This is a genomic window from Acetobacter sp. DmW_136, assembly GCF_008690365.1.
GTDB classification, from domain to species: domain Bacteria; phylum Pseudomonadota; class Alphaproteobacteria; order Acetobacterales; family Acetobacteraceae; genus Acetobacter; species Acetobacter oryzifermentans.
This window is the reverse complement of the sequence record NZ_VHON01000003.1, coordinates 1-21,752: the sequence shown is the minus strand read 5'-3', so window position 1 is coordinate 21,752 and position 21,752 is coordinate 1. Positions and strand designations below refer to the sequence as shown.

The window sequence follows — 21,752 nt, the reverse complement described above, 5'->3', positions numbered from 1 at the left end:
CCTCTTCCCATAAAAAATAGCAGTCAGCAACGTCACTCTTATTGATCACGGATCCGTCCCTGATTGTTCTTTGTGGGTGACCGACTTCAGAGAGCGGCCTGATACTGGATCAATCTGTCGGAACGTGAGGCTTATTCTGGCCCCTGTCACCGCACTTGTTCTGGGGACAGCATGTTGCCAGTACCTCTGCGTCATGCCACTCATGATAAGCAAGCTGCCATGCTCAAGAATAATGTCACACCTGCTGCGATGATCGTCCCACCGTCTCAACGAAAACTTTCTCTCTGCACCGAGGCTGATCAAAGCAATCGTTGGTTCAGTTCCCAGTCCCTCTTCGTTATCGCTATGCCAGCCTATGCTGTCTGCGCCGTTCCGATAGAGATTGGCCAGCATAGAGTTAAAGGGAGCTTTCGCCAGCTCTGAAACACGTTGCCGGAGCTGCTTGAGCACAGGGCTCCAAGGCTCTGGGTGAAGATTATGCGCCAGCGTGGTATATGTATGAACGATATCCCCATGCCAGCCACTCAAACGAGGCTGATCTATTACAGTATCATGAATCCGGACTTTGTGCTGCTCCCAGACCAGCTCTGAACTCAGTCTCTTCATCAACAGATCGGGAGACAGTCCAAGAGATGGACGAGGATCATAGACGACCGTTCCTCCATTCAATTTGAGATGTCTTATTTCGCCGAATAGATCCACATAGCCTCCAGATCAGCCTTTTTGTAAGACTGCAATCGCTCTTCTACCCTCTCATAATCAGCCAACGGCCCACACGCTCCATACGGCAACTGCCTGTTCCTTTGAAAAAGAAACAGGCAGCACGACCCGATCTAAAATGCGTTTGGGCTCAACCTTGCGGGTAGCCAGACGGTATCAGATAACGTCTGGCACCTCAGAACTGGCCAAGACTATAGCGTTCAAGCCAACGGGCATAAGGAGCAGGCAAAACCCAGGCGGGTCGATCCGCGCGCAAGGCCTTTGCGGCTGCGTAGGGCCAGTGCGGATTAGCAAGAAGGGCGCGCCCAACTGAGACAAGATCCAACCTGTGTTCCGCAGCGGCCTGCTCTGCCACAGCAGGCACTTCAAACCCCCATGCTGACGTCACCGGAAGACCCACTTCTTCACGGACACGCCCAGCAATAGGCGCCATGAAGCCGGGGCCCCACGGAATATTCACTTCAGGAATGGTGAACCCAATACTCACGCTGAGCAGATCCAGTCCTTCGGTCTTGAAGCGCTTCACCAGTTCCATGGACTCAGCAAAAGTCTGTTCGTCACGACCATCGAACTCAATAACTCCGAAGCGGACCGTCAAAGGCAAATGTTCCGGCCACACTTTTCTGACTGCCGCGAGAGTTTCGACCAGAAAACGACTGCGGTTTTCCAAGCTTCCACCATAGGCGTCGGTTCGCTGATTGCTATGCTCAGAAAAGAAACTCTGCGCCAGATAACCATGAGCAAAATGGAGTTCAATCCACTCGAAGCCAGCCTCAAGAGCACGTCGCGCCGCATCAACAAAATTCTGCTGCACACGCTTTATATCTTCAAGAGTCATGGCTTTAGGCGTCCGGGGCAGATGCTTACCAAAAGCGATGGCGGAAGGCGCGATCGTCTGCCAGGCACGGGGGTCATTTTCAGGAATATGGTCATCTCCCTCCCATGGACGGTTGGCATTCGCCTTACGTCCGGCATGCGCAATCTGAATACCAGGAACGGCGCCAGCGTCCTTGATGGCCTTGACAACAGGAACAAAAGCCTGTGCCTGCTCATCATTCCACAGACCGGCACACTTTGGGGTAATGCGACCTTCCGGAGCGACGGCTGTCGCTTCGACAACGACCAGACCAGCCCCACCCCGAGCCAAGGCACCATAGTGAATATGGTGCCAGTCATTCACGACCCCATCCGTGGCCATATACTGGCACATCGGGGGAATGGCGATACGATTACGCAGTGCAATGTCCTTGAGGGTAAACGGCTTGAACAGAGAGGGAGAGGCCATGATTAACTCCACTTTTTATAGCAAAACTGAATGCCCGGTATCCCATCGACAGATTGAAGTCGCTTTGAGGAATATATCTATCCGGCATCATTCATCTTGCTGGTTCAGAATAATACGTGTTTCTTCTACCCCTTGTCATGCTTGCGATAAATGGGACAATTATCCGAACATAACGGAACAAAGCGCAATCATACCATGACACATTTTGGAGCCCTGGAAGCCTTCGTGCAAGCGGCAGAAACAAGCAGTTTCAAGGAAGCCGGTCGACGGATTGGCCTCTCCTCATCAGCGATTGGCCGAACAATAGCCAAGCTCGAGCAGGAACTAGGTGCTCGTCTTTTTCACCGTTCCACACGCGCCATCAGTTTGACGGCTGAAGGAGAAAAATTTCTCTTTCATTGCTATCGCATTTTTGCAGAGTTTGATGCAGCCAGAGAAGAATTAAGCGCAGTCACCGCAGAACCCAAAGGACGATTACGCATCGGTTTCCCTAATCTGGGTACTGAATTGATGCCACATATTGTTGCTTTTCAGAAACGCTACCCAGAAATCGAACTGGATCTCGATTTCAGTGACCGGTTGGTCAATCTGGTAGAGGAAGGGTTTGATGCTGTCATGCGGATTGGTTCTGTTGATGATTCGCGTCTCATGATGCGCAGACTTAGCGGATTTCATCATAGACTTGTCGCAGCACCAGACTACGCTTCCCTCCGGGGCCTGCCAGTCAGCCCTGATGATCTCCAGACACATCTCTGCCTGAGATATCGTTATCCCAGCAGCGGAAAACTGGCCCCATGGCCATTTCTGACTAATGGTGAACTAATCAGTCCGGACCTGCCCACATCTTCGGTTTCCAACAATATAAACTCATTGCTAAGTATGGTAGAAAACGGACTTGGTATCGCCCTGCTTCCAGACTTCATGGTGCATGAAAAGATAAAGGCAAAGCAGCTCATCCCCGTTCTGGACGAATATATTCATGACAGAAGAGACGTCGGCATCCTGTGGCCGTCCAATAGACAGTCATTACCCAAAATCCGAGCTTTTGTTGACTTTATGGCGGGTCGCCTTGGGTCAGCATAATCCTATGCCTGAATGTGATGCTCAAGATACTCGACTAATTCAAGATGCTACGTTTTTCAACTTAATTCACTCTGCGAACCACAACAGACAATTTAAACAGGCCGAAAATACCCAGATCATGTCCCATGGATGCGCCCAATTTGCAGTCCGGAGCCCTCGTGTAGCGGCTACGAGCCATTATAGGCCCAAGGCACACTGAGTATTGCTCCTCCTCAAGAGACTGGTGCACCAGCAGAGAATATGCCGGTGCACATTCTTCTAATACGTCAAACGTGCAAATAGATCACGCCATAAAGACACATTCTGAAATTCCAGGAGCGAGCGTAACTTTACTAAACGACATATCCCCTCTGAAGAAGCGCGGATCGAATAAATTCAAGCTGGTATCTGACGCGTTGTTCATGCTCTTTCGCTGAAAGAGATCGGAATATTTCGGTATAAACAGCGCCGAAAAACATACAGTCGAGAATAGTTCTGGCATCATTTCGGACTTTATCCCCCGAAATATCGGGCTCGGCAGCTTGTTTTATGATATCAGAAACTGTTTTGAGGACAAATCCCTCAAATTTCTTTTCAAAATCCCAACCGTCAATCCCCTCACAAATTTTAATACATAGCCCATCATCTTTTGGAAGAGCGTGATCACGGTTATGCTTATAAATAAACAGAAATATCGTGGCTATTTTTTCAAAAAGATCTTTTTTTGTGTCAATCTCTTTTTTTATTTTTTTGGCGAAGGAAGAAAAAACCTGATCACCAACGGCATCTATAATTTCATTTTTTCCTTTGAAAAAATTATAAATGTGTGCGGGTGACATACCTGCCGCTTCCGCAATATCGGACATGGTTGTCTTTGACTGCCCGTAACGCTCAAACAATAAGCGTGCCTGCTCAACAATCTGCGTCCTAACAGCTTCATCACGCTCATTTTTGTTCTTCAACATCAAGGATGGTCCCATCGTTAGCTCAATCACCAGCCATTTAGATTATTAAAATCCATTTGCAAGCACAGATTACATCAATTTCAATATCCAATGGCAGAGTTGATGATCAGACATTCGTAATTTGATCCCAACGCGCCCTCAAGAAAAACAAGACTTGGACTCACAACATTTTATCCGCTCCAAGCCTCTTCGCATGATGAAGCCAAACATTCTGAACCCCATAGAAATGTCGGCACAGCAAGCCATCCTATAATGCTGTCTGTCAGACAAGCTTATAGAATATGCTCACCGATACGGAATGGGCGCTTTGGCGTCTCATTCTCCCAGCCACCCCCTAATACCTTATAGAGCGTAACAGCGTTTGAACGCTGACCGAGATGGATAGAAATCCCTTCCGTCACGGCGTTGAGATAAGTTCTCTGGGCAACAAGTGTTTGCAGATAACTGTCTGACCCCATTTCAAAACGCGCACGAGAAAGCCGGTATTGCCGCTGTGAAGCCGAAACAAAACAATCCTGCGCCGTCGTTTCCCGAACATAAGTCTCTCTGGCAGCAAGCGCGTCTGCTACTTCTCTAAAACCTGTCTGGATTGATTTTTCGTAGCGGGCAATCTCCATACGCTTGTTTGCTTTCGATTGTTTGAGTTGGGCCGTCAATCGACCTTCGTCAAAAATCGGAAGTGTGATCTGCGGGGCGACATCCCATGCCCCCATTCCGGATCGGAAAAGGCGTTTGATGCCACTACTTGCTGTACCATTTGACGCAGTAATCTGGATCTTCGGAAAGAACTCAGCCCGAGCCTCCCCAATATCGTCATTTGCGGCCAGAAGCGTATGCTCTGCGGCAAGAATATCCGGACGCCTACCGATGAGATCAGACGGGAGACCTTCTGGAACATCCGGAAAGTCCACTATGTCAGCAAGAGCTTTCTTTCCTTCCAGTGCATTTTTCTGAGCGTCCGTCAGAGGCCTTCCTACCAGAAGTTCCAGCTGATTGAGGGCCTGAGCCCGCTGACGGTCATAGATCTCCAGTTGCTTTTCAGCTTCACGCAGCGCCTCCTCTGCCTCCGCCACATCAAGGTCGCTCGACGAACCGCTTTTACGCGCTTCAAGGACGAGATCGTAACTTTTCTGCCAGCTTTTCAGAATATCTGATGTGAGTTGATATCCTTCATTGTTGGCCACCCAGTTAAGAACTGTCGTAGCGACGCTTGCTTTGAGCGTAATATTCACGCTCTCACGCGTATAGACGTCACTCATGTAATGATCAAATGCCGACCGGGAAGCACTCCTGATGCGCCCCCATAGATCAATCTCATAAGAGGAAACGCCGAAACCGACACCATACTGCCTTTGGTAAATAGACCCCTGAGAAGCTGGTGTATGGGGAAACCGCATGGTTCGAGCAGCATATTTCTGGATATTTCCTGATGCATTCCCCGTCAATGACGGAAACAGACTCGCATTTTCAATATCAAACTGCGCACCAGCTGTTTCGATCTGCTGAATGGCAACACGATAGTCACGGTTGTTCTCCAGCGCTTCTGCAATAAGAGATTGAAGAAGTGGATCACGATAAAAGTCGCGCCATGCAGCATCGGATTTCACGGCATCTGACGAGACGCCTTTGGTATTACGATAGGCAGACCCATTCGGCCAAGTCTTGCCAACCGGGCTGGCTGGCCGTTCGTAATGCGGAATCATGGTACATCCTCCAAGAAGCAGGAAGACCAGTGATGAAAAGGAAAGCTGCCTCGACATCAGTGCGCCCCCCCTTCTTCCGCTGTGCTGACGGGAGGCTTATCTGGAGCATTGCGCTGAACCCGGAACAGGGTCAGAACCGAAACAAAGAATTTAGGCACGAACAACACAGCCAGCACTGTCGCACCAGTCATACCACCGACAACCGCTGTGCCGATGGCAATATGCGCAGCCGAACCTGCCCCTGTGGCGAGTGCCAGCGGCAGAGTACCAACAATGAAGGCAAAAGATGTCATCAGGATGGGACGCAGACGTTCTTTTGCCGCGATCAAAGCTGCATCAGCCAATGTTGCACCCGCATCATAGTGCATCTTCGCGAACTCCACGATAAGAATTGCATTTTTGGTGGCCAGACCGACTGTTGTAAGCAGGCCGACTTGGAAATAGATATCGTTTGCCAGACCGCGCAGGAAAGTAGCGAGTGCAGCACCAAGAATTCCGAGTGGAATCACGAGCATGACAGCGACAGGAATTGACCAGCTCTCATAAAGTCCTGCCAGACAGAGGATAACGACAATCAATGAAACAGCATAAAGTTTCCCGGATTGCCCTGCACTCTGCTGCTGTTCATAGGAGATAGAAGACCACTCGTGCGATAGCCCTACCGGCAGCTTTGCCGCATAATCTTCCATGATCTTCATTGCCTCGCTACTGCTTATGCCTGCCGCTGGCGCACCCAGAATTTCGAAAGCGGGAACACCATTGTAGACATCCTGCTTCTGAGCCCCAATTTCCCACTTTGGATCGGTAAAAGCAGTGAGCGGCACCATCTGGCCCTGTGTATTGCGTACAAACCATTTCTCTAGGTCGCGGGGCTGCAACCTCGAATCCATCTCCCCCTGAAGAAAGACTTTTTTGGCACGGCCACTCATATTGAATTGGTTGATATAGGCAGAACCGAAGGCGCTCCCGATCGTATCATTGATATCGCTATTGGAAACCGAATAAGCATTGGCGCGCTCCCTCAGAACGTTCAAATGCCATTGTGGTGCGTCATCCAGTCCATTCAGACGGACAGCAACAAGCCTCGGATCTTTCCGCGCCATGGCAATGAGCTGGTCCTTGGCCTGAGAAAACTGCTCGTAGGGAATTCCCCCTGGATTGGTCAGCTCAAAATCAAAACCACTGGCATTGCCGAGTTCAATGACGGGTGGAGGAAGAAACGCAACAACCTGGGCTACCCCATACGTCGCAAAATGCCCGTTAATATCAGACGCTATGTCCTGCGCTGTACGAACGGCACCCGTACGCTCATCAATATGCTTGAGCTTGACTGCGATAAAACCTGCACTTTGACTGCGTCCGCCAAAATGGAAGCCAAACACCGTCAGGACATTTTCTACAGCACCTTTATCGTGTGCCTGGACATATTCACGAATATCTTTCTGCACACGTTCCGTGACATGCGCCGAACTGTTGAGCGGCGATTGAACCTGCACGAAGACGACTTCCTGATCTTCATCAGGCAAGAAACCTTCAGAAAGCTTAAAAAAGCATAGCACAGCGGCAACGCTCAGAAACAAATACCCCCCCCATGCAAGCGGTGTCGCATTCAGACGCACCACGATACGACCATAATACTCAAGCAACGCGTCGAATGACCGGTTAAACCAGCCGAATGGACCCTTCGTCGCCTGACCGTGGGATGGACGCAAAATAGTGGCACACAACGCCGGCGTGAACGTAATGGCGGTAATGACCGAAAGCGTCATGGCCGCAATGATGGTGATGGAGAACTGGCGGTAAATGATGCCTGCAGAGCCACCGAAGAACGCCATGGGCAGGAAAACCACTGACAGCACCATTGTGATGCCAAACAGCGCACCTGTAATTTCCTTCATTGATCGGCTTGTCGCGTCGGCGGGTGAAAGATTTTCTTCCGCCATCAGACGTTCGACGTTCTCAACCACAACGATTGCGTCGTCCACCAGCAGACCAATTGCCAGTACCAGCGCCAGCATTGTCAGGGTGTTGAGCATGAAGCCCGACGCCTGAATTACGGCGAAAGTTCCAAGCAACACGACGGGCACGGCAATGGTGGGAATCAGAGTGGCACGAAAATTCTGCAGGAACACATACATCACCACGACCACAAGACCGATCGCAATAACCAGTGTCTCTACAACCTCGTGCATGGACTCCATGACGAACGGCGCTGTGTCATAAGCATAAACAACGTGCACGCCTGCGGGAAAGGACGACGCAGCACGATCAAACAGCGCCTTTACGGTGGAGACTGTCTGAATCTGGTTGGCACCAGGCGCGAGATTGAGGGCAAGACCGGCAGCAGGGTGCCCATCTACGAGACCCTTTGGCTGGAAACTTTGTGCCCCTAGTTCCACACGCGCAACATCACGCAGACGAACCTGTGTGCCGTCCGGGTTGACCTTCAAAAGGATATTCTGGAAATCCTCCGGTGTGGTCAAACGCTGCGGCCCCAAAATGACGGCGTCAAGCACCTGTTCATCCGGGCTTGGCAGCGCGCCAATCTCACCGGATGAAACCTGAAAGTTCTGATTTGTAACCGCGTTGCGAACATCCGTTACAGTCATCCCGTAGCTGGTCAGTTTCTCCGGTTTGACCCATATGCGCATTGCATATTCTGAACCGAAGAAGGTGTAGTCACCAATACCCGTGACCCGCGTAACCGGTTCCTGAAGATGGTTAGCGACAAAATCCCCCAGAGCATAGGAATCGAGCCGGTTATCCTCACTTACCAACATGGCGATCAGAGTAAAACTCTTGGTTGCCTTGGTAATTTTCACGCCCTGGGCAACCACATCTGGCGGCAGGAGTGCCTGCGCCACTGTCATGCGGTTTTGCACCTGCACCTGGGCGATATTTGGATCCGTGCCCTGAATAAAGGTCAGCACCACCTGCGCTGTGCCATCCTGCTGCGCAGACGATGAGATATATTCCAGCCCATCAAGACCATACATCTGCTCTTCAATGGGCTGCACAACAGTTTTCAACACTGTTTCAGCGGAGGCACCTGGATAAGTAACACTGACGGTAACTGGTGGAGGTGCGATACTGGGATATTGGCCAATAGGTAGGGTCATGAGCGCAATAACGCCCAGAAGCGAGATTAGAAGAGCAACGACCCAGGCAAAAATTGGCCTTCGGATAAAGAAATCTGACATCACATAAAACTCCGCAACTGTCCGTCAGGCCGGTTCGTTAAGAAGATGTATCGAATCGCCGGGCTGCAAGGTTTGGAGTTTTTCAGTAATGATACGATCACCGTCAGAAACACCATCAGTAATCACCCATGAATTACCGCTATCCTGAATAATTTTTACTTTCCTTAGGACAGCCTTACCGTCAGATCCGGCAATCAGGACATAAGGGTCGGCGTGCAGGTCTCGCAGCACAACGTTCTGTGGGACAAGAAAAGCTTTTCGCCGACCATAATGCAGAGTTGCATGCACAAACATGCCCGGAAGCAACATTGCATCCGGATTCTGGAATGTTGTTCGCAGCGTGGTCATTCCGGTTCCCGGATCGACCATTACTTCGAGAAGATCAATTCGGCCTGGTGACGTATAAGGGCGTCCCGTATCGAGGACGACATCGACCTGGCCAGCCCCAGTCGAAGTATGGTCACGCTTCTCATTCATCAGGGATTCGCGCAGGCGCGACACCGCCTCACCTGTAACGGTCAGATCGACATAAATCGGGTCCAACTGCGTGACCGTCGCCAGAGGTGTGGTCTGATTTGCCGTCACCAATGCGCCTTCCGTAACGAGCGTGCGGCTGATACGCCCGGAAATTGGGGAATAAACACGCGAATAATCAAGATTAACCTGAGCGGACATGATCTCCGCTTTCGCGCTCGCAATATCCGCCGCTGCCTGAGCCGCAGAGGAGACGGCATCGTCATAGTCCTGATGACTGACGGCGTTAATCCCGGACAAATGGGTGAACCGTGCTTTTCGTGCGTCTGCTGCAACGCGTTCCGCCTCTCCATGAGCCAGATCAGCCTTTGCCTGCGCTAGGGCAGCTTCATAGGGAACCGGATAAATTTGATAGAGCTGCTGGCCCGTCTTGACATCAGTCCCCTCAACAAACAGGCGCTTTTCAAGAACACCGCTGACCTGCGGCCGGATTTCGGCCTGTCGATAAGCTGCGGCGCGTCCGGGAACATATCCTGTCAGATCTACGGACTGCTCGTGTGCCCGCATGACATGAACATCCGTCACTGCAGGAGCATTCGCGTCCGCGTTTTTCTTGCCACACGAAGGCAGAAGAAGAAGGAGACCTGCGATGCAGGCATTAGAAAACGTGCGCGATGTCACGAGCCATGGTCCTTTCAGTCAGCGTTTAAACTATTTTATTGAACAATGAATATTATGTTTTTCATTCACTGCCAAGCGTCATCTTTCAGGCCCCAGCCTGGCAGGCCCTCAGATGCAGTCCGGGGCTGGACGCCTCTCACAATAGAGAAAATTTTGAAACCATATGTTTCCAACGTTTACATTTATTTATTAAAAATACAGCTGTAATAAATTTGATGTGTTGAACAGGCGTCGAATTGATAGCCTCCTAGAACAATCTAAGACTACACCGGGTATTAATCGTCTATTTGGAGTTATACTTATGAAATACGGTCTTTCTTTTGTTTCCGCTGCAGCCATGGCAATCGGGCTTCTGGCAGGTAACCCCGCGTCCGCGCAGGTTGTCACCAACGCAGCCCAGTCTCAATCTGGCACCTATAACGTTGAACCGGGCCACACACAGGTTGGCTTCTCCGTGCTGCATTTTGGCTTTACAAATTATCAGGGCGTATTCTCCAATGTGTCCGGCACATTGACACTGGATGCGCAACACCCAGCCGCCTCCAAGCTGTCTGTTACCATCCCTGTAGACTCCGTACAGACCACCAGCGCCAAGCTTAATGATGAACTCAAGAGCGATCAGTGGTTCGACGCTGCCAAATTCCCCAATGCCACGTTTGAGTCCACGTCAGTTCATCTGACTGGCCGCAACGATGCCATCGTAACAGGGAACCTAACCCTCCATGGCGTGACAAAGCCTGAAACACTGAAGGTTCACTTCATCGGTGCTGGCGTGAACGCACTGGACAAAAAATATACCACTGGTTTTGAAGCCACAGGCACCATCAAGCGCAGTGACTTCGGTGTGAAGATGTATGTGCCTTACGTGTCTGACGATGTGACTCTGCGCATTGCTGGCGCATTCGAAAAGCAGGACTAACGCTTGCAGCCACCTCTGCACGCAGTTGGTCCAAACAGTTAGAATACCCCAGTTGTGATCATCCTTCAGTGAATGATTACAACTGGGGATATCAGCCCTGACTGCGCGAGATGTTGCAACTGCGCAGGCATTCTCGCTCGCGTGGCGTGACTGAGCTGCTTGCAAAAAGACATTTACGGATCATTGGTCGTTCTCAAAATCTGTCCTGATATCGACATTACGAACAACAATAGGGTTCTCAGATCCTTACATGCTAAATCCAGAAACAGAATGTTTCCAACTTTAGGATGTTTGATAATCGTACAGGAGTTATCATCATGGGGTTTCTGAACTCCTTAAAGACATTGTTTTCATCACCTGAGAAAGACGTAAAAATGCCAAAAGTTCTCGTTCTCTATTACTCATCTTACGGTCACATCGAAACGATGGCCAACGCAATTGCAGAAGGGGTCCGTGAAGCAGGCCTTGAAGCCGATGTAAAAAGAGTACCTGAATTGGTGCCTGAGGATGTTGCGAAATCGCATCACTTTAAGACGGAGCAAAGCGCTCCCATCGCGACCACGGATGATCTGGTTAATTATGATGCCATTATCATAGGAGCTCCGACGCGGTTTGGCCGCCTCCCTGCTCAGATGGCAAACTTCTGGGACCAGACAGGCGGTCTGTGGCTCAAGGGCACACTGATTGGCAAGGTTGGTGCGGTCTTCACCTCCACGGCTTCCCAGCATGGTGGTCAGGAAACAACCCTGTACTCTCTGATGTCCAACCTTTTGCACCACGGTATGGTTATCAGCGGCCTTCCTTACAGCTTCCAGGGTCAGCTTAAAGTTGACGAAGTCACTGGCGGCTCACCTTATGGCGCCACGACGATTGCTGCAGGTGACGGATCACGTCAGCCAAGCAGCAATGAACTCGATGGGGCGAAATTTCTCGGTCAGCATGTGGCCGGCATTACTAAAAAACTAGCCTGATTATCAAAGCCTTCCCGATACTCTTCTTCAGGAAGGCTCTTTGTCCGGTTCAGGCTACCTCTCGGTTTTTACCCATGGTGGATGCTCAAAAGCCTTTATCAGATAATCTATCAAGGCTTTGACACGGTTAGGTCGCATCGGGCTTGGAGGGGTAATCAGGTATAGACTTATGACAGGCCCTTCCCATTCTGGAAGAATTCGTTCCAGTCTTGCTTCCTGCAATCCATCTGAAACCATAAATTCGGGAAATAATCCGTAGCCTAGCCCCTCCTCTAAAGAGGGCAGGAACGCTTCAGCATTGTCCGCACGGAACCTAGACGTTTGTGGCAGGACAAATTCTTTACCTGAATTCTTCTTTCGGAGACGAATCATTCCTGGAGCAGCGGTATTCGTATAAACGAAGCTTTTACAGTCCTCCAGATCTCGTGGATGTTCAGGTCGGCCGACAGTATTCAGCCATGCCGATGATGCCACCAGAAAGAGACCAACATCGCATAATCTTCGTGCGCGCAAAGAGGAATCAGCAAGAGCGGAGATACGTAACGCGATATCATATCCGTCAGCCACCACATCTACAATTGCATCGCTGAAACTGATATTCAGATCAATCTCAGGATAGCGCCGCATAAATTCCGGCAAGACGGGGGCAAGATGGCGGATACCAAATGTCACTGGTGCGGTAATGCGAATACGGCCAGAAGGGCGTTGCATATCACCACGAGCTTCTGCTTCAGCAGCTTCAGCAGCTTCAGCTTCGGTAACAATACGATTGGCATAGCCAAGAAGGGCCCTCCCGGTCTCAGTAAGGGAAATGTGACGAGAATTCCGATTGAACAGCGCAATACCTAACGTCTGTTCAAGACGACTGACCGCCTTTGAGACAGTCGGCTTGGAGAGCTGTATTTCTTCTGCCGCACGCGCAAAAGAACCAAGTTCCGCCACTTTTGCGAAAATAGCCCATGCTTCAAAATCCGGCAGTCTCATACAACTTCCCCCTTGGCTGATCGTCCAGTTATATCTCGACATACTCATTGCGCCAAGAAAGAGAAACCGTATCTTTCCACTATTGCCATTTACGACAGTAACGCCGGGCGGCTATTTTTTGACACCATCCACATATCGTCACCTCCATCTGGAAAAACCATCATGATCGAAGTTCGTCCTTACTCACAGCTAGGGCACGCCAATCATGGCTGGCTAGATACACGGCACCATTTCTCGTTTGCCAACTACTATAATCCTAGCCGGATGAATTGGGGTGCTCTCCGCGTCTGGAACGATGACGCTATTGCGCCGGGGTCCGGTTTCGGCATGCATCCCCATGAGAATATGGAAATCATAACCTATGTCCGGGAAGGCGCCATCACCCACCAGGACAACCTGGGCAATAAGGGACGTACCATCGCAGGTGACGTTCAGGTTATGTCTGCTGGTACCGGAATCAAGCATAGCGAGTATAATCTTGAGGATGTCACAACCCGGATATTCCAGATATGGATCATACCGACCCGATCCGGATATGCACCGTCGTGGGGAACCCGGGTGTTTCCGAAAACCGATCGTGCTGGCAAGTTTATCATACTCGCATCCGGTTACGAAAACGACGGTGATGCTCTTCCAATTCGCACAGATGCACGCGTCTTGGGAGCAACATTAATAAGAGAAGAGAATACCGATTACCATCTTGGCATAGAAAGGCTGGCGTATCTGGTCGTTGCCCGCGGCACCGTGGAAATTGAAGGTCAGATGATCAGAGAGGGTGATGGTGCTGCCATCTCAGAGAAAGATACCCTCACAATCCTTGCACATCAAGATTCTGAAATAGTGCTTGTTGATACAAGGCTATAAAAAAAAGAGTACGGGGAGGGTTCGAAAAGCCCACCTCTCAGCTTTATTAATTTTCCTCAACCCATTAATATCATCATGAGTGAAAAAAGAAGCTCAAGGTTTTTCTTACTCTTCATTTACCTGAAACAACAAGATAGATCCAAAATATTTTATCATAAGCATGGAAGAAGTCCGCGCTTTACTTGGTTATTCTCTTACAGTGGCAGCACTGATGCTGCCATGTGTGATGTTCACAGCAAAGGAAAAGTCCCCTCCCAGCCTCCCCCCAGCGCCCGATAAAGCTGGGCAACAGAGGTCGATACACTCGCTTCCGACTGAATAAGCTGATTTTCGGCAGCCAGAAGCTGAGATTGCAAGGTCAGGACATTAAGAAAATCAGCAGCTCCCGCCGCATACTGTCTCTGGGCTGTATTTACTGCGGCATTATCGTGCGCCACGGCCTGACGTAATTCATCACGTTGCTGCTGGGCTGCACTAAAACTGGCCAGCGCATCGTCAATCTCATGCCAGGCATTCAGGGTTGTCCGCTGATACGTGATGAAAGCTTCCTGTTGCTGGGCTTTTCGCAGCATCAACTGCCCTCGGAGCCTGCCTCCTTCAAAAAGGGGCACCGTCATTGTCGGTCCAAACCCATATTGACGCGAAGCCCAATTCCCCAACTTGCTGAAATACATCGCCTGCATGTCCAATGTTCCCGACAGGGTCACGCGCGGCAGAAAATCTGCGATTGCCACACCAATATTTGCTGTTGCAACATGTAGTTTTGCAGCTGCCATCCGGATATCAGGACGCCGATCAGCCAGTTCCGAAGGGACACCGATATCGATAACCGAAGGCACTGAAGGAATGGGATGCGGCGCCTCAAGTAATGCCGCTAATGCTCCTGGTTCACGTGCGATCAAAAAACTCAGAGCATTGATAAGATGAACCTGCTGATTACGTAATACCGGTAGCCGTGCATTAAAGGTGTGATAAAGTGCCTCGGAGTCATCTACATCAAGCGTGGTCGTAACCCCTTTTGTGAATCGAAGAGTCGTCAACTCCACGCTCCGTCGCGCAACTGCGAGATTCTGACGTATAATTGCCATTTCGGCCTGCACTGCACGCAATTCAATATAGTCTCTGGCAGCTTCAGCCATGAGTGAGACGATGACATCACGACGCATTTCGTCGGTAACATCCATCGCAGCCCGCGCACTCTCCACAGAGCGCCTGACATGCCCCCATAGATCGACCTCCCATGAAGCACTCAGTCCATAAGTCGGGAGATTGAACGCTGGCGTGGGATGAGTCATGCCGATTGGGGTACCAAGCACCGACCTTACGCCATTGGCGCTGATCTGATTGCGTTGATAGTAGGCATTTCCATTAAGGGAGGGAAACTGTGCAGCTCCTGCTATCTTTCGTTCTGCCTGACTTTGAGCGTATCGGAAACTTGCTGCCCGCAAATCGAGGTTTTTTGCCGCAACCTGTCGTTCAAGATCATCTAAAATAGGATCGTGATACACTTCCCACCATTGGGGATTGATCCTTTTCATATCCGCCTTGCTGGAAGATGCAGGCAGACTTTCATGCCATCTATCTCCAGAAGGCATCCGTGGATCATGAAAATCGGGCCCAACGGTACAGGCACTCACCATTAGTCCCAACAGCGCAAAACCCAGTCGCTTAACGCCATTCATAGCGATCATCCGATGCATGAGAGCCGTCAGCTTTCGTCTCTGTATCGATTCTCACTTCAACCGACATGCCAACACTCACTCGCGCAGCAAGAGGCTGGCCCGGATCAAACACAATGCGGACCGGGAGACGCTGCACCACCTTGGTAAAGTTTCCCGTCGCGTTGTCTGGCTGGATCGGAGAAAATGCGACCCCGGTCGCGCGCGCCACGCTATCAACATGAGCCCGCAGGGGATGCCCCGGAAAAGTATCAACCCAGACTGTAGCCCGTTGCCCGGGCATTACGTGAGTTAATTGTGTTTCCTGAAAATTGGCGACCACAAAAGCATCCTGAACGGGAATAACGCCCAGGAGCGCAGTACCAACATGAACATAGGCCCCCACACGAACACCGCGCGCGCCAACCACGCCATCAATTGGTGCCGTTATCGTGCAGTATGACAGGTTGAGTTCAGCCTGCTTTTCTTCCCCTTGCGCACGCTGTAATGCCGCTCTGGCACGCTCAAGTTGCGCTTGAATGACAGGAACCTGCTGCTCCGCCGCCGAAGCCTCTGCCTCATCACGAGCAAGAAGCGCAAGAGTCTGTTTTGCCTGTGTTGCTGTACGTTGACGTTGCTCAACAGTTCCTGCTCCACCTGCAGACAAATCGCGATAACGCGCCTCATCCAGCCTCGCAAAGGCAAGAGCAGCCTTATCAGACTCAACCGACGCGTGCGCCGCGGCGATAAGAGGTTGCTGCCGTTTGAGGGTCGCGCTCAAATTATCAATATCCGACTGAGCGGATGCCACATTAGCCCGGGCTATCCTGAGGGAAGCCTGAAAGTCCCAGTCCTGAATGTGAGCCAGCGTCTCGCCTGCTTTCACGTGCTGGTTATCCTGTGCCTCAACTTGATCGATCCGACCTGAGACCTTAGGTGCGACAAGTGTGAAATAAGCATGGATATAAGCGTCATTTGTCGTAACACTTCCCTGATGCTCCATTACCAATCGGTCCACGGCGAAAGCCGTGACACCAAGACCCGCTATGACAGCGGCAAGACTTAAGAAACGCCGGGTCGGCACATGAAATCTCCGGTTTAGGATTGACGAGAGAGCGGTGCCGCTGCGCGCGGCGGATACACCCTGCTGGGCAGAACAAGATTGAGGCCGATAAGAAGCGTGCAAACGCCAATCATCACGACATAGATATCGGCACAGGCAAGAATGAGCGATTGCATCCCGACCTCGCGATGAAAGAGGGACATAGCGGCCGAGTTCACGCTGCCTGGGTCAACAAGGTGAGGATCGAACAGGCTCTGGCGTACAGCATCGAAAGGAGGAAGAGAAAACTGTATATGGCCCATGTGATCCAGCAACATGGAGGAATGGTATTGCTCTCGGCGCCGGAACAATGCGTCAAGAAGTCCAGCTGCGACAGCGCTCGCCATACCCTTGGTCATGTTGACCATACCGGAGATGAAGGGCCCATCGATAGGTCCGAGCCCCATGGTCGCAAGCATCAGAACCGGAATGATGACCATAGGCTGCGCGAATACAGTCAGCAGCGCGATGGGATAAAAATTATCGCGGACCCAGTCTGCACATATCCAGGTTCCCAGCCAGTATGAAAGACCCATCAGACCCAGACCGGCCATAAGAACATGTCGACAGTCGATCCGGCGGATATTGCATATGGCTGCCACCAGCGGGAGCGCGAGCAACTGGGGAATCGCTATCAGCAGAGAGAAAGGCGTCGTCTGAATTGGACGATAGGATTTTACCGCAGTCAGATAATGCGATGGAACAGAAACCGTTACCACACTCAACACCAGAACCCCGAAAAGCGTAAGCAAGGCATCCGCTATATTGCGTTGTTTGAGCAACTGGATACGAAAAAATGGAAGCGAATGATGCCACTCATTGACGATGAAGACTGCAAAAAGAAACACACCCACACACGTCAGATGGGTGATGACAGGAGAGCGGAACCAATCAAGCCGATCCCCCTGCTGCAACGCGATGACAAGACAACATATGCCGGGCAGACCGGTCATCAACCCGAACCAGTCAAACCGCCTGAATCGCTCCAGTCTCATCGGATCCTGTGGTAGCCCCCAGGCCACGCAGATAATCGTTACGACACACAGAGGAACGATCTGCCAGAACAGGAACTGCCAGCCAACATACTCAAACCAGAACCCTGTCAGAGGTGTCGCCAGATTGGGACCAAATGTTGCGGTCAGGGCGTAGGCTCCAAGCCCATAGATCTTGATAGGAGGGGGAAGAAAGCGGAGCGCTACAGTCATCAGCATGGGGGGAAGTGCCCCACTGGCAAACCCCTGCACACAGCGCAAGATCAGCAGACACGCGAGATCGGGCATAAAAGGGGCAAGCGCCCCCAATATACCGACAGTTGCCGTCATGGCTATTGTCAGGCGGCGAACAGAAAACGTAACAGCAAACCAAGGAGCAAAAGCCATTGCAGAAATATTGCAGGCTTCAAACAGAGCAATAACCCACGTCCCCTCATCATGGCCGATGCCCATCTGGCCACGAATATCATTCAGGCCGATTTCCGTTACATGCTCGTTAAAGCCCGCGAGTAGAACAGCTAGCAAAACCCCCAGCAGACCAACCAACAACCGCCCATTGAGTGCCGGTACCACAGGCAACGTCAGCGGAGAAGGATGCAGCCTACTATCGGTTGGCACGGCAGTTTGTGCCGATGAGGTCATCTTACGTCCATAGTTGAGGCTGATAGAAAATATAAAAGATAATGCTCACAAGCCTACCCCACTGGGAAGCGCCAGAACCTGCAATTCAGCATTTCATATTCTGTAACGTATAGCATTTACATTTGATATTCTGATAGCCTTGAAACTGCTATTTTAATTAAGTATCGCCCCACCAGTGAGCAAAACAAACAAGACATGGAGCATGGTTCAGTGAAGCAGGATTACGACCTCAACCTGTTGTATGTTCTTGCCCTTCTCCTTGAAGAACAGAGCGTTATCGGCGTAGCACGGCGAATGAAGGTCAGTAGTGCGACAATCAGCCGTTTTCTTGCGCGTATCCGCGAGGCATTTTCCGATCCAATCCTGGTCCTGTCAGGGCGCAGAATGGTTCTCACCCCGAGAGCTATGGAGCTTCAGGCGCAGGTCGCCACTGTTCTGGCGAACGCACGGGCGCTCTCCAGGCAGGAAGAGGTAGATTTCACGAAACTCACTCCTTCCTTTACGATCCGGGCGAATGACGTGGTGACAAGCGTTTTCTCAGGTCCGCTCATGCAGGAACTGACGCGGACATGCCCAGGATGCCACTTACGCTTTGCCCCCGAAAGTGAGGGACACGATAGCGAGGCCCTTCGCAAGGGCACCGTGGACCTTTTCATAGGAGCTACCCGTGAACTTCAGCAGGATATCCGACGGCAGAAACTTTTTTCTACAAAGTTTCGAGGTGTCGTCCGTAATGGTCACCCGATTCTTGACGGTGAAATCACACCCGAAGCATTTACACGTTACAATCATGTCGTGGTTTCCCGTAAAGGGCGCCGCAGGGGACCGATAGATGTCGCTCTGGACCAGGGGTATGGCCTGGAACGCAATATCGCTCTGGTCATGCCGTCACACTACGCGGCATTACATGGAATTACGCATACAGATCTGATTTTTTCCATGCCTGATATTGTAGAAAGTGGCTTATCCATCGCCGCTGTTGGACTCATCGCGTTCGAGATACCCGTGATGGTGGAACCGCTGGAGGTTTTTCAGGCATGGCACCCTCGCCTCGACACCGATCCCGTGCATCGTTGGTTACGCACCGCCATCACAAATGTTGTCCGTCGTCGTCTGGAAAGGTGAATAAGCCTGAGCGGGACCGTAATCATAACCGAACGACTGCAAACAACAGAAACACTCTGACAGATTGACACATCCCTTAACGACATGTAGGGACGATTTCAGACGGCAAGCCCATGTTACGGTCGCCGCGTAAGCGTTAACGTCAACCAACGCATTCTTGTCGTCATGTTCTGAAACCAAGGAAGATGGCGTGTATAGGATGTTGACGTGCCAACTCCCTTTTCGGCCCCCCGCCCTTCGACCGTAGGCTTTTCAAGCCTGTATCTCGGCATCATTCTTATCGGTGCCAACCTCCGTGCGCCTATCACAAGTCTGGGTCCCGTACTTCCGGCTATTCAGAATGAGCTTCATCTCAGCGGCACGACGGCCGGACTACTGAATTCTCTGCCGTTACTGATCTTTGCCCTCCTGTCCCTTGTGGCCCCAGCTGTAGGACGACTACATGGTCTCGAACGCATTCTTGGCGTATCGGTCATGGCCATTCTGGTTGGCACAGTCACGCGATCTCTGGATCTGCCTGGTTCAATCTGGTTTGGCACTCTCCTCCTCAGTGCTGGGATCGCTTTTGGGAATGTTCTCCTCCCGGGTTTGGTGAAACGCGATTTTCCGACACGCGCCGCAGGCCTTATCGGTCTCTATGCTGCCTCAATGGCAGCAATGGCAGGTTTGTCTGCCGGGATAGCTGAGCCGATTGCACGCATCCCTGGGTTAAGCTGGCGCTGGGCAATCGGAATATGGGCCCTCCTCTCATTTGGCGCGCTTCTCATGTGGCTGCCGCAGTTTCGCACACGACAACATTACCTTTCCTCAGCCGCCACAAACGACCAGACATTCACCTCCCCATGGCGTCATCCGATCGGCTGGCAGGTATCCCTCTTTTTCGCTTTTCATTCTCTGGTATTTTACTCACTTGTCGACTGGTTTGCATCCTATGCAGCCAGTCGTGGCATACCCCTCTCTTCCGCCGGTCTCATGTTGCTCGTTTTTCAGGTGGTTGCTGTTGCGACAAACCTCGGCTGTGCGCCCCTGCTTCAGAGGTTGAACGATCAGCGATTACTGGGTTTCATCTGCGGGCTTTTACTTTTGGCAGGGACAAGCGGCTTAGTACTTATGCCCAGCCTTTCTTTAGTGTGGCTCATTTGTGCCGGCCTCGGTGCCGGTGTTGCGATGGTCACAAGCCTGTCCCTATTCGGCCTCCGAACACATAATCATCATCAAGCTGCAGTCCTTTCAGGAATGGCACAATTCATTGGTTATGTGGGAGCTGCTGCCGGACCATTGCTGATCGGCGTGCTTCATGACGCGACCGGCAATTGGAGTGCCTCCCTATGGCTACTGGTTGCATCAAGCATGCTGGCTATGATCTTTGCGACACTAGCCGGTCGAGCGCGAACAATTGGTAAATCATGTTAGTAAATGGCTACAATATATAGACGCCCTCCTCTTCTATGCGCACACGATGCAACAACACAGGTTCGAAATACCCCTTCCCTGTTATGCACGGGTCCATAGCAACGCTCCGATGATATAATGCGTCGGACCGAATATCATATCTCGACCTTCTGCCCTTCCCCATTATATGCAACGATCATGTTGTGAGTCAGTGCATCAATGGTGAGCGGGGCCAAGATAGAATCCAGAAGCCCCGGGAAACGATAGTCCAGATCGTCTCGTCGCAAAGACAGCCGGTATTCCCGTCCCATCTGGCGCTGCCAGACAACGCCGCTATCTCGCAGGATACGCCAATGATGACTCATGGTGGATTTTGGAATATGTGACAGCACGCTACAGCTGGGATATCCGTCACCTTGAGCAATAGTCCATACAGCCGCCAGTCGCAGTGGATTTGCAAATGCCATCAGTACACTCTCAAGCCGGATATCGTCGCGTTTGGGATGATTGGTGTGCATACCCTATTCTTATGCAGCCCTGAAATTTAAGTCAATTACGTGATTTTCTGTATCCTATGAAAATATTCAACAGAATTACTTGCGGATAAACAACACATTCTGCTCGAATGCCATCATGCCTGCTCAAATTCCCAAACCTGGACTATCCTTCTTTCTAACGAGACTTTCACATTTGTATTTATTTGTCCCCCCAAGAACAACTTGAAAGGTAATATTCTGCATTAGATAAGGAGCTCCATCTCTCCGTACAAATCTGCAACCAAAACATCAAAATCAATTTTATTATGATACACATAGTGAAACAGGAGTTCGTTATGGAAAATCTTCAGCCATTTGTTTTTCTTCGTCATGGTGAAACAGACTGGAACAAGTCAGGTTTACTGCAGGGTAGGAGTAACATTCCTCTAAGAGCCTGATCCGAAAGTTTTTCAGCACTGACAATGCCTTGCGGTTCTGCGGGTCAGCATGCGGATTGAGGCGATCAAAGTCCACGCT

18 protein-coding genes are annotated in these 21,752 nt (G+C 51.0%); 7 read left to right on the top strand and 11 right to left on the bottom strand.

The annotated features are described in order from the left end of the window. Positions 1 to 45 precede the first annotated feature (45 nt). Both FKW31_RS00515 and FKW31_RS00510 read right to left on the bottom strand, forming a co-directional pair. Complete coding sequence (locus tag FKW31_RS00515) at positions 46 to 702, bottom strand: alpha-ketoglutarate-dependent dioxygenase AlkB (RefSeq protein WP_052051561.1); 657 nt, start codon at positions 700 to 702, stop codon at positions 46 to 48. Between the two features lie 193 nt (positions 703 to 895). Beyond that, entirely contained in the window at positions 896 to 2,005 is a 1,110-nt protein-coding gene (locus tag FKW31_RS00510; protein WP_014106238.1) for an NADH:flavin oxidoreductase/NADH oxidase, read from the bottom strand. Positions 2,006 to 2,200: 195 nt separating this feature from the next. Here FKW31_RS00510 and FKW31_RS00505 point away from each other — a divergent pair, with 195 nt between their 5' ends. After that, positions 2,201 to 3,088, top strand: coding sequence for a LysR family transcriptional regulator (locus FKW31_RS00505; RefSeq protein WP_014106237.1), 888 nt, complete (start codon positions 2,201 to 2,203; stop codon positions 3,086 to 3,088). Positions 3,089 to 3,420: 332 nt separating this feature from the next. Here the strand turns inward: FKW31_RS00505 and FKW31_RS00500 are convergent, their stop codons facing one another. The 4 genes from FKW31_RS00500 to FKW31_RS00485 form a co-directional block, all read right to left on the bottom strand. Then, positions 3,421 to 4,032, bottom strand: a complete 612-nt coding sequence (locus FKW31_RS00500; protein WP_048851167.1) for a TetR/AcrR family transcriptional regulator — start codon at positions 4,030 to 4,032, stop codon at positions 3,421 to 3,423. Positions 4,033 to 4,304: 272 nt separating this feature from the next. Next, the gene (locus FKW31_RS00495; RefSeq protein ID WP_035352878.1) at positions 4,305 to 5,792 is read right to left on the bottom strand and encodes an efflux transporter outer membrane subunit; all 1,488 of its coding nucleotides are present in this window, start codon (positions 5,790 to 5,792) and stop codon (positions 4,305 to 4,307) included. Then, positions 5,792 to 8,935 carry an efflux RND transporter permease subunit gene (locus tag FKW31_RS00490; protein WP_035352875.1) on the bottom strand — a complete coding sequence of 1,048 codons (3,144 nt, stop codon included), beginning with the start codon at positions 8,933 to 8,935 and terminating at the stop codon, positions 5,792 to 5,794. The genes FKW31_RS00495 and FKW31_RS00490 overlap by 1 nt, the downstream gene beginning before the upstream one ends. A gap of 24 nt (positions 8,936 to 8,959) precedes the next feature. Continuing rightward, positions 8,960 to 10,090: an efflux RND transporter periplasmic adaptor subunit gene (locus tag FKW31_RS00485; RefSeq protein WP_052051560.1), complete on the bottom strand. Its 1,131-nt coding sequence runs from the start codon at positions 10,088 to 10,090 to the stop codon at positions 8,960 to 8,962. Between the two features lie 301 nt (positions 10,091 to 10,391). Between FKW31_RS00485 and FKW31_RS00480 the strand changes: the two genes are divergently transcribed. Further along, positions 10,392 to 11,009 (top strand): YceI family protein, encoded by a 618-nt coding sequence (locus FKW31_RS00480; RefSeq protein ID WP_014106232.1) that lies wholly within the window; start codon positions 10,392 to 10,394, stop codon positions 11,007 to 11,009. Between the two features lie 374 nt (positions 11,010 to 11,383). Next, positions 11,384 to 11,980, top strand: coding sequence for an NAD(P)H:quinone oxidoreductase (gene wrbA, locus FKW31_RS00475; RefSeq protein WP_035352921.1), 597 nt, complete (start codon positions 11,384 to 11,386; stop codon positions 11,978 to 11,980). A gap of 54 nt (positions 11,981 to 12,034) precedes the next feature. On the opposite strand, the gene FKW31_RS00470 is transcribed toward wrbA, so the two are convergent. Further along, complete coding sequence (locus FKW31_RS00470) at positions 12,035 to 12,964, bottom strand: LysR family transcriptional regulator (RefSeq protein ID WP_035382359.1); 930 nt, start codon at positions 12,962 to 12,964, stop codon at positions 12,035 to 12,037. A gap of 162 nt (positions 12,965 to 13,126) precedes the next feature. On the opposite strand from FKW31_RS00470, the gene FKW31_RS00465 reads away from it, so the two are divergent. Then, entirely contained in the window at positions 13,127 to 13,828 is a 702-nt protein-coding gene (locus FKW31_RS00465; protein WP_014106229.1) for a pirin family protein, read from the top strand. A 230-nt stretch (positions 13,829 to 14,058) separates the two neighbouring features. Here FKW31_RS00465 and FKW31_RS00460 read toward each other — a convergent pair whose 3' ends face one another. The 3 genes from FKW31_RS00460 to FKW31_RS00450 form a co-directional block, all read right to left on the bottom strand. Beyond that, positions 14,059 to 15,510, bottom strand: a complete 1,452-nt coding sequence (locus FKW31_RS00460) for an efflux transporter outer membrane subunit (RefSeq protein ID WP_035382358.1) — start codon at positions 15,508 to 15,510, stop codon at positions 14,059 to 14,061. Continuing rightward, positions 15,497 to 16,489 (bottom strand): HlyD family secretion protein, encoded by a 993-nt coding sequence (locus FKW31_RS00455; protein WP_238331286.1) that lies wholly within the window; start codon positions 16,487 to 16,489, stop codon positions 15,497 to 15,499. Before FKW31_RS00455 ends, FKW31_RS00460 begins: the two co-directional genes overlap by 14 nt. Before the next feature lie 95 nt (positions 16,490 to 16,584). Further along, the gene (locus FKW31_RS00450) at positions 16,585 to 18,222 is read right to left on the bottom strand and encodes an MFS transporter (protein WP_035382356.1); all 1,638 of its coding nucleotides are present in this window, start codon (positions 18,220 to 18,222) and stop codon (positions 16,585 to 16,587) included. A 210-nt stretch (positions 18,223 to 18,432) separates the two neighbouring features. Between FKW31_RS00450 and FKW31_RS00445 the strand changes: the two genes are divergently transcribed. Continuing rightward, a complete protein-coding gene (locus FKW31_RS00445; protein ID WP_164076300.1) occupies positions 18,433 to 19,347 on the top strand; it encodes a LysR family transcriptional regulator in 915 nt (304 codons plus the stop codon). Positions 19,348 to 19,554: 207 nt separating this feature from the next. Further along, entirely contained in the window at positions 19,555 to 20,760 is a 1,206-nt protein-coding gene (locus tag FKW31_RS00440) for an MFS transporter (RefSeq protein ID WP_014106224.1), read from the top strand. 134 nt (positions 20,761 to 20,894) lie between these two features. Here FKW31_RS00440 and FKW31_RS00435 read toward each other — a convergent pair whose 3' ends face one another. Next, the gene (locus tag FKW31_RS00435) at positions 20,895 to 21,257 is read right to left on the bottom strand and encodes a helix-turn-helix transcriptional regulator (RefSeq protein ID WP_014106223.1); all 363 of its coding nucleotides are present in this window, start codon (positions 21,255 to 21,257) and stop codon (positions 20,895 to 20,897) included. Positions 21,258 to 21,541: 284 nt separating this feature from the next. Here FKW31_RS00435 and FKW31_RS16635 point away from each other — a divergent pair, with 284 nt between their 5' ends. Further along, entirely contained in the window at positions 21,542 to 21,673 is a 132-nt protein-coding gene (locus FKW31_RS16635) for a histidine phosphatase family protein (protein WP_081939154.1), read from the top strand. The last annotated feature ends 79 nt before the right edge of the window (positions 21,674 to 21,752 follow it).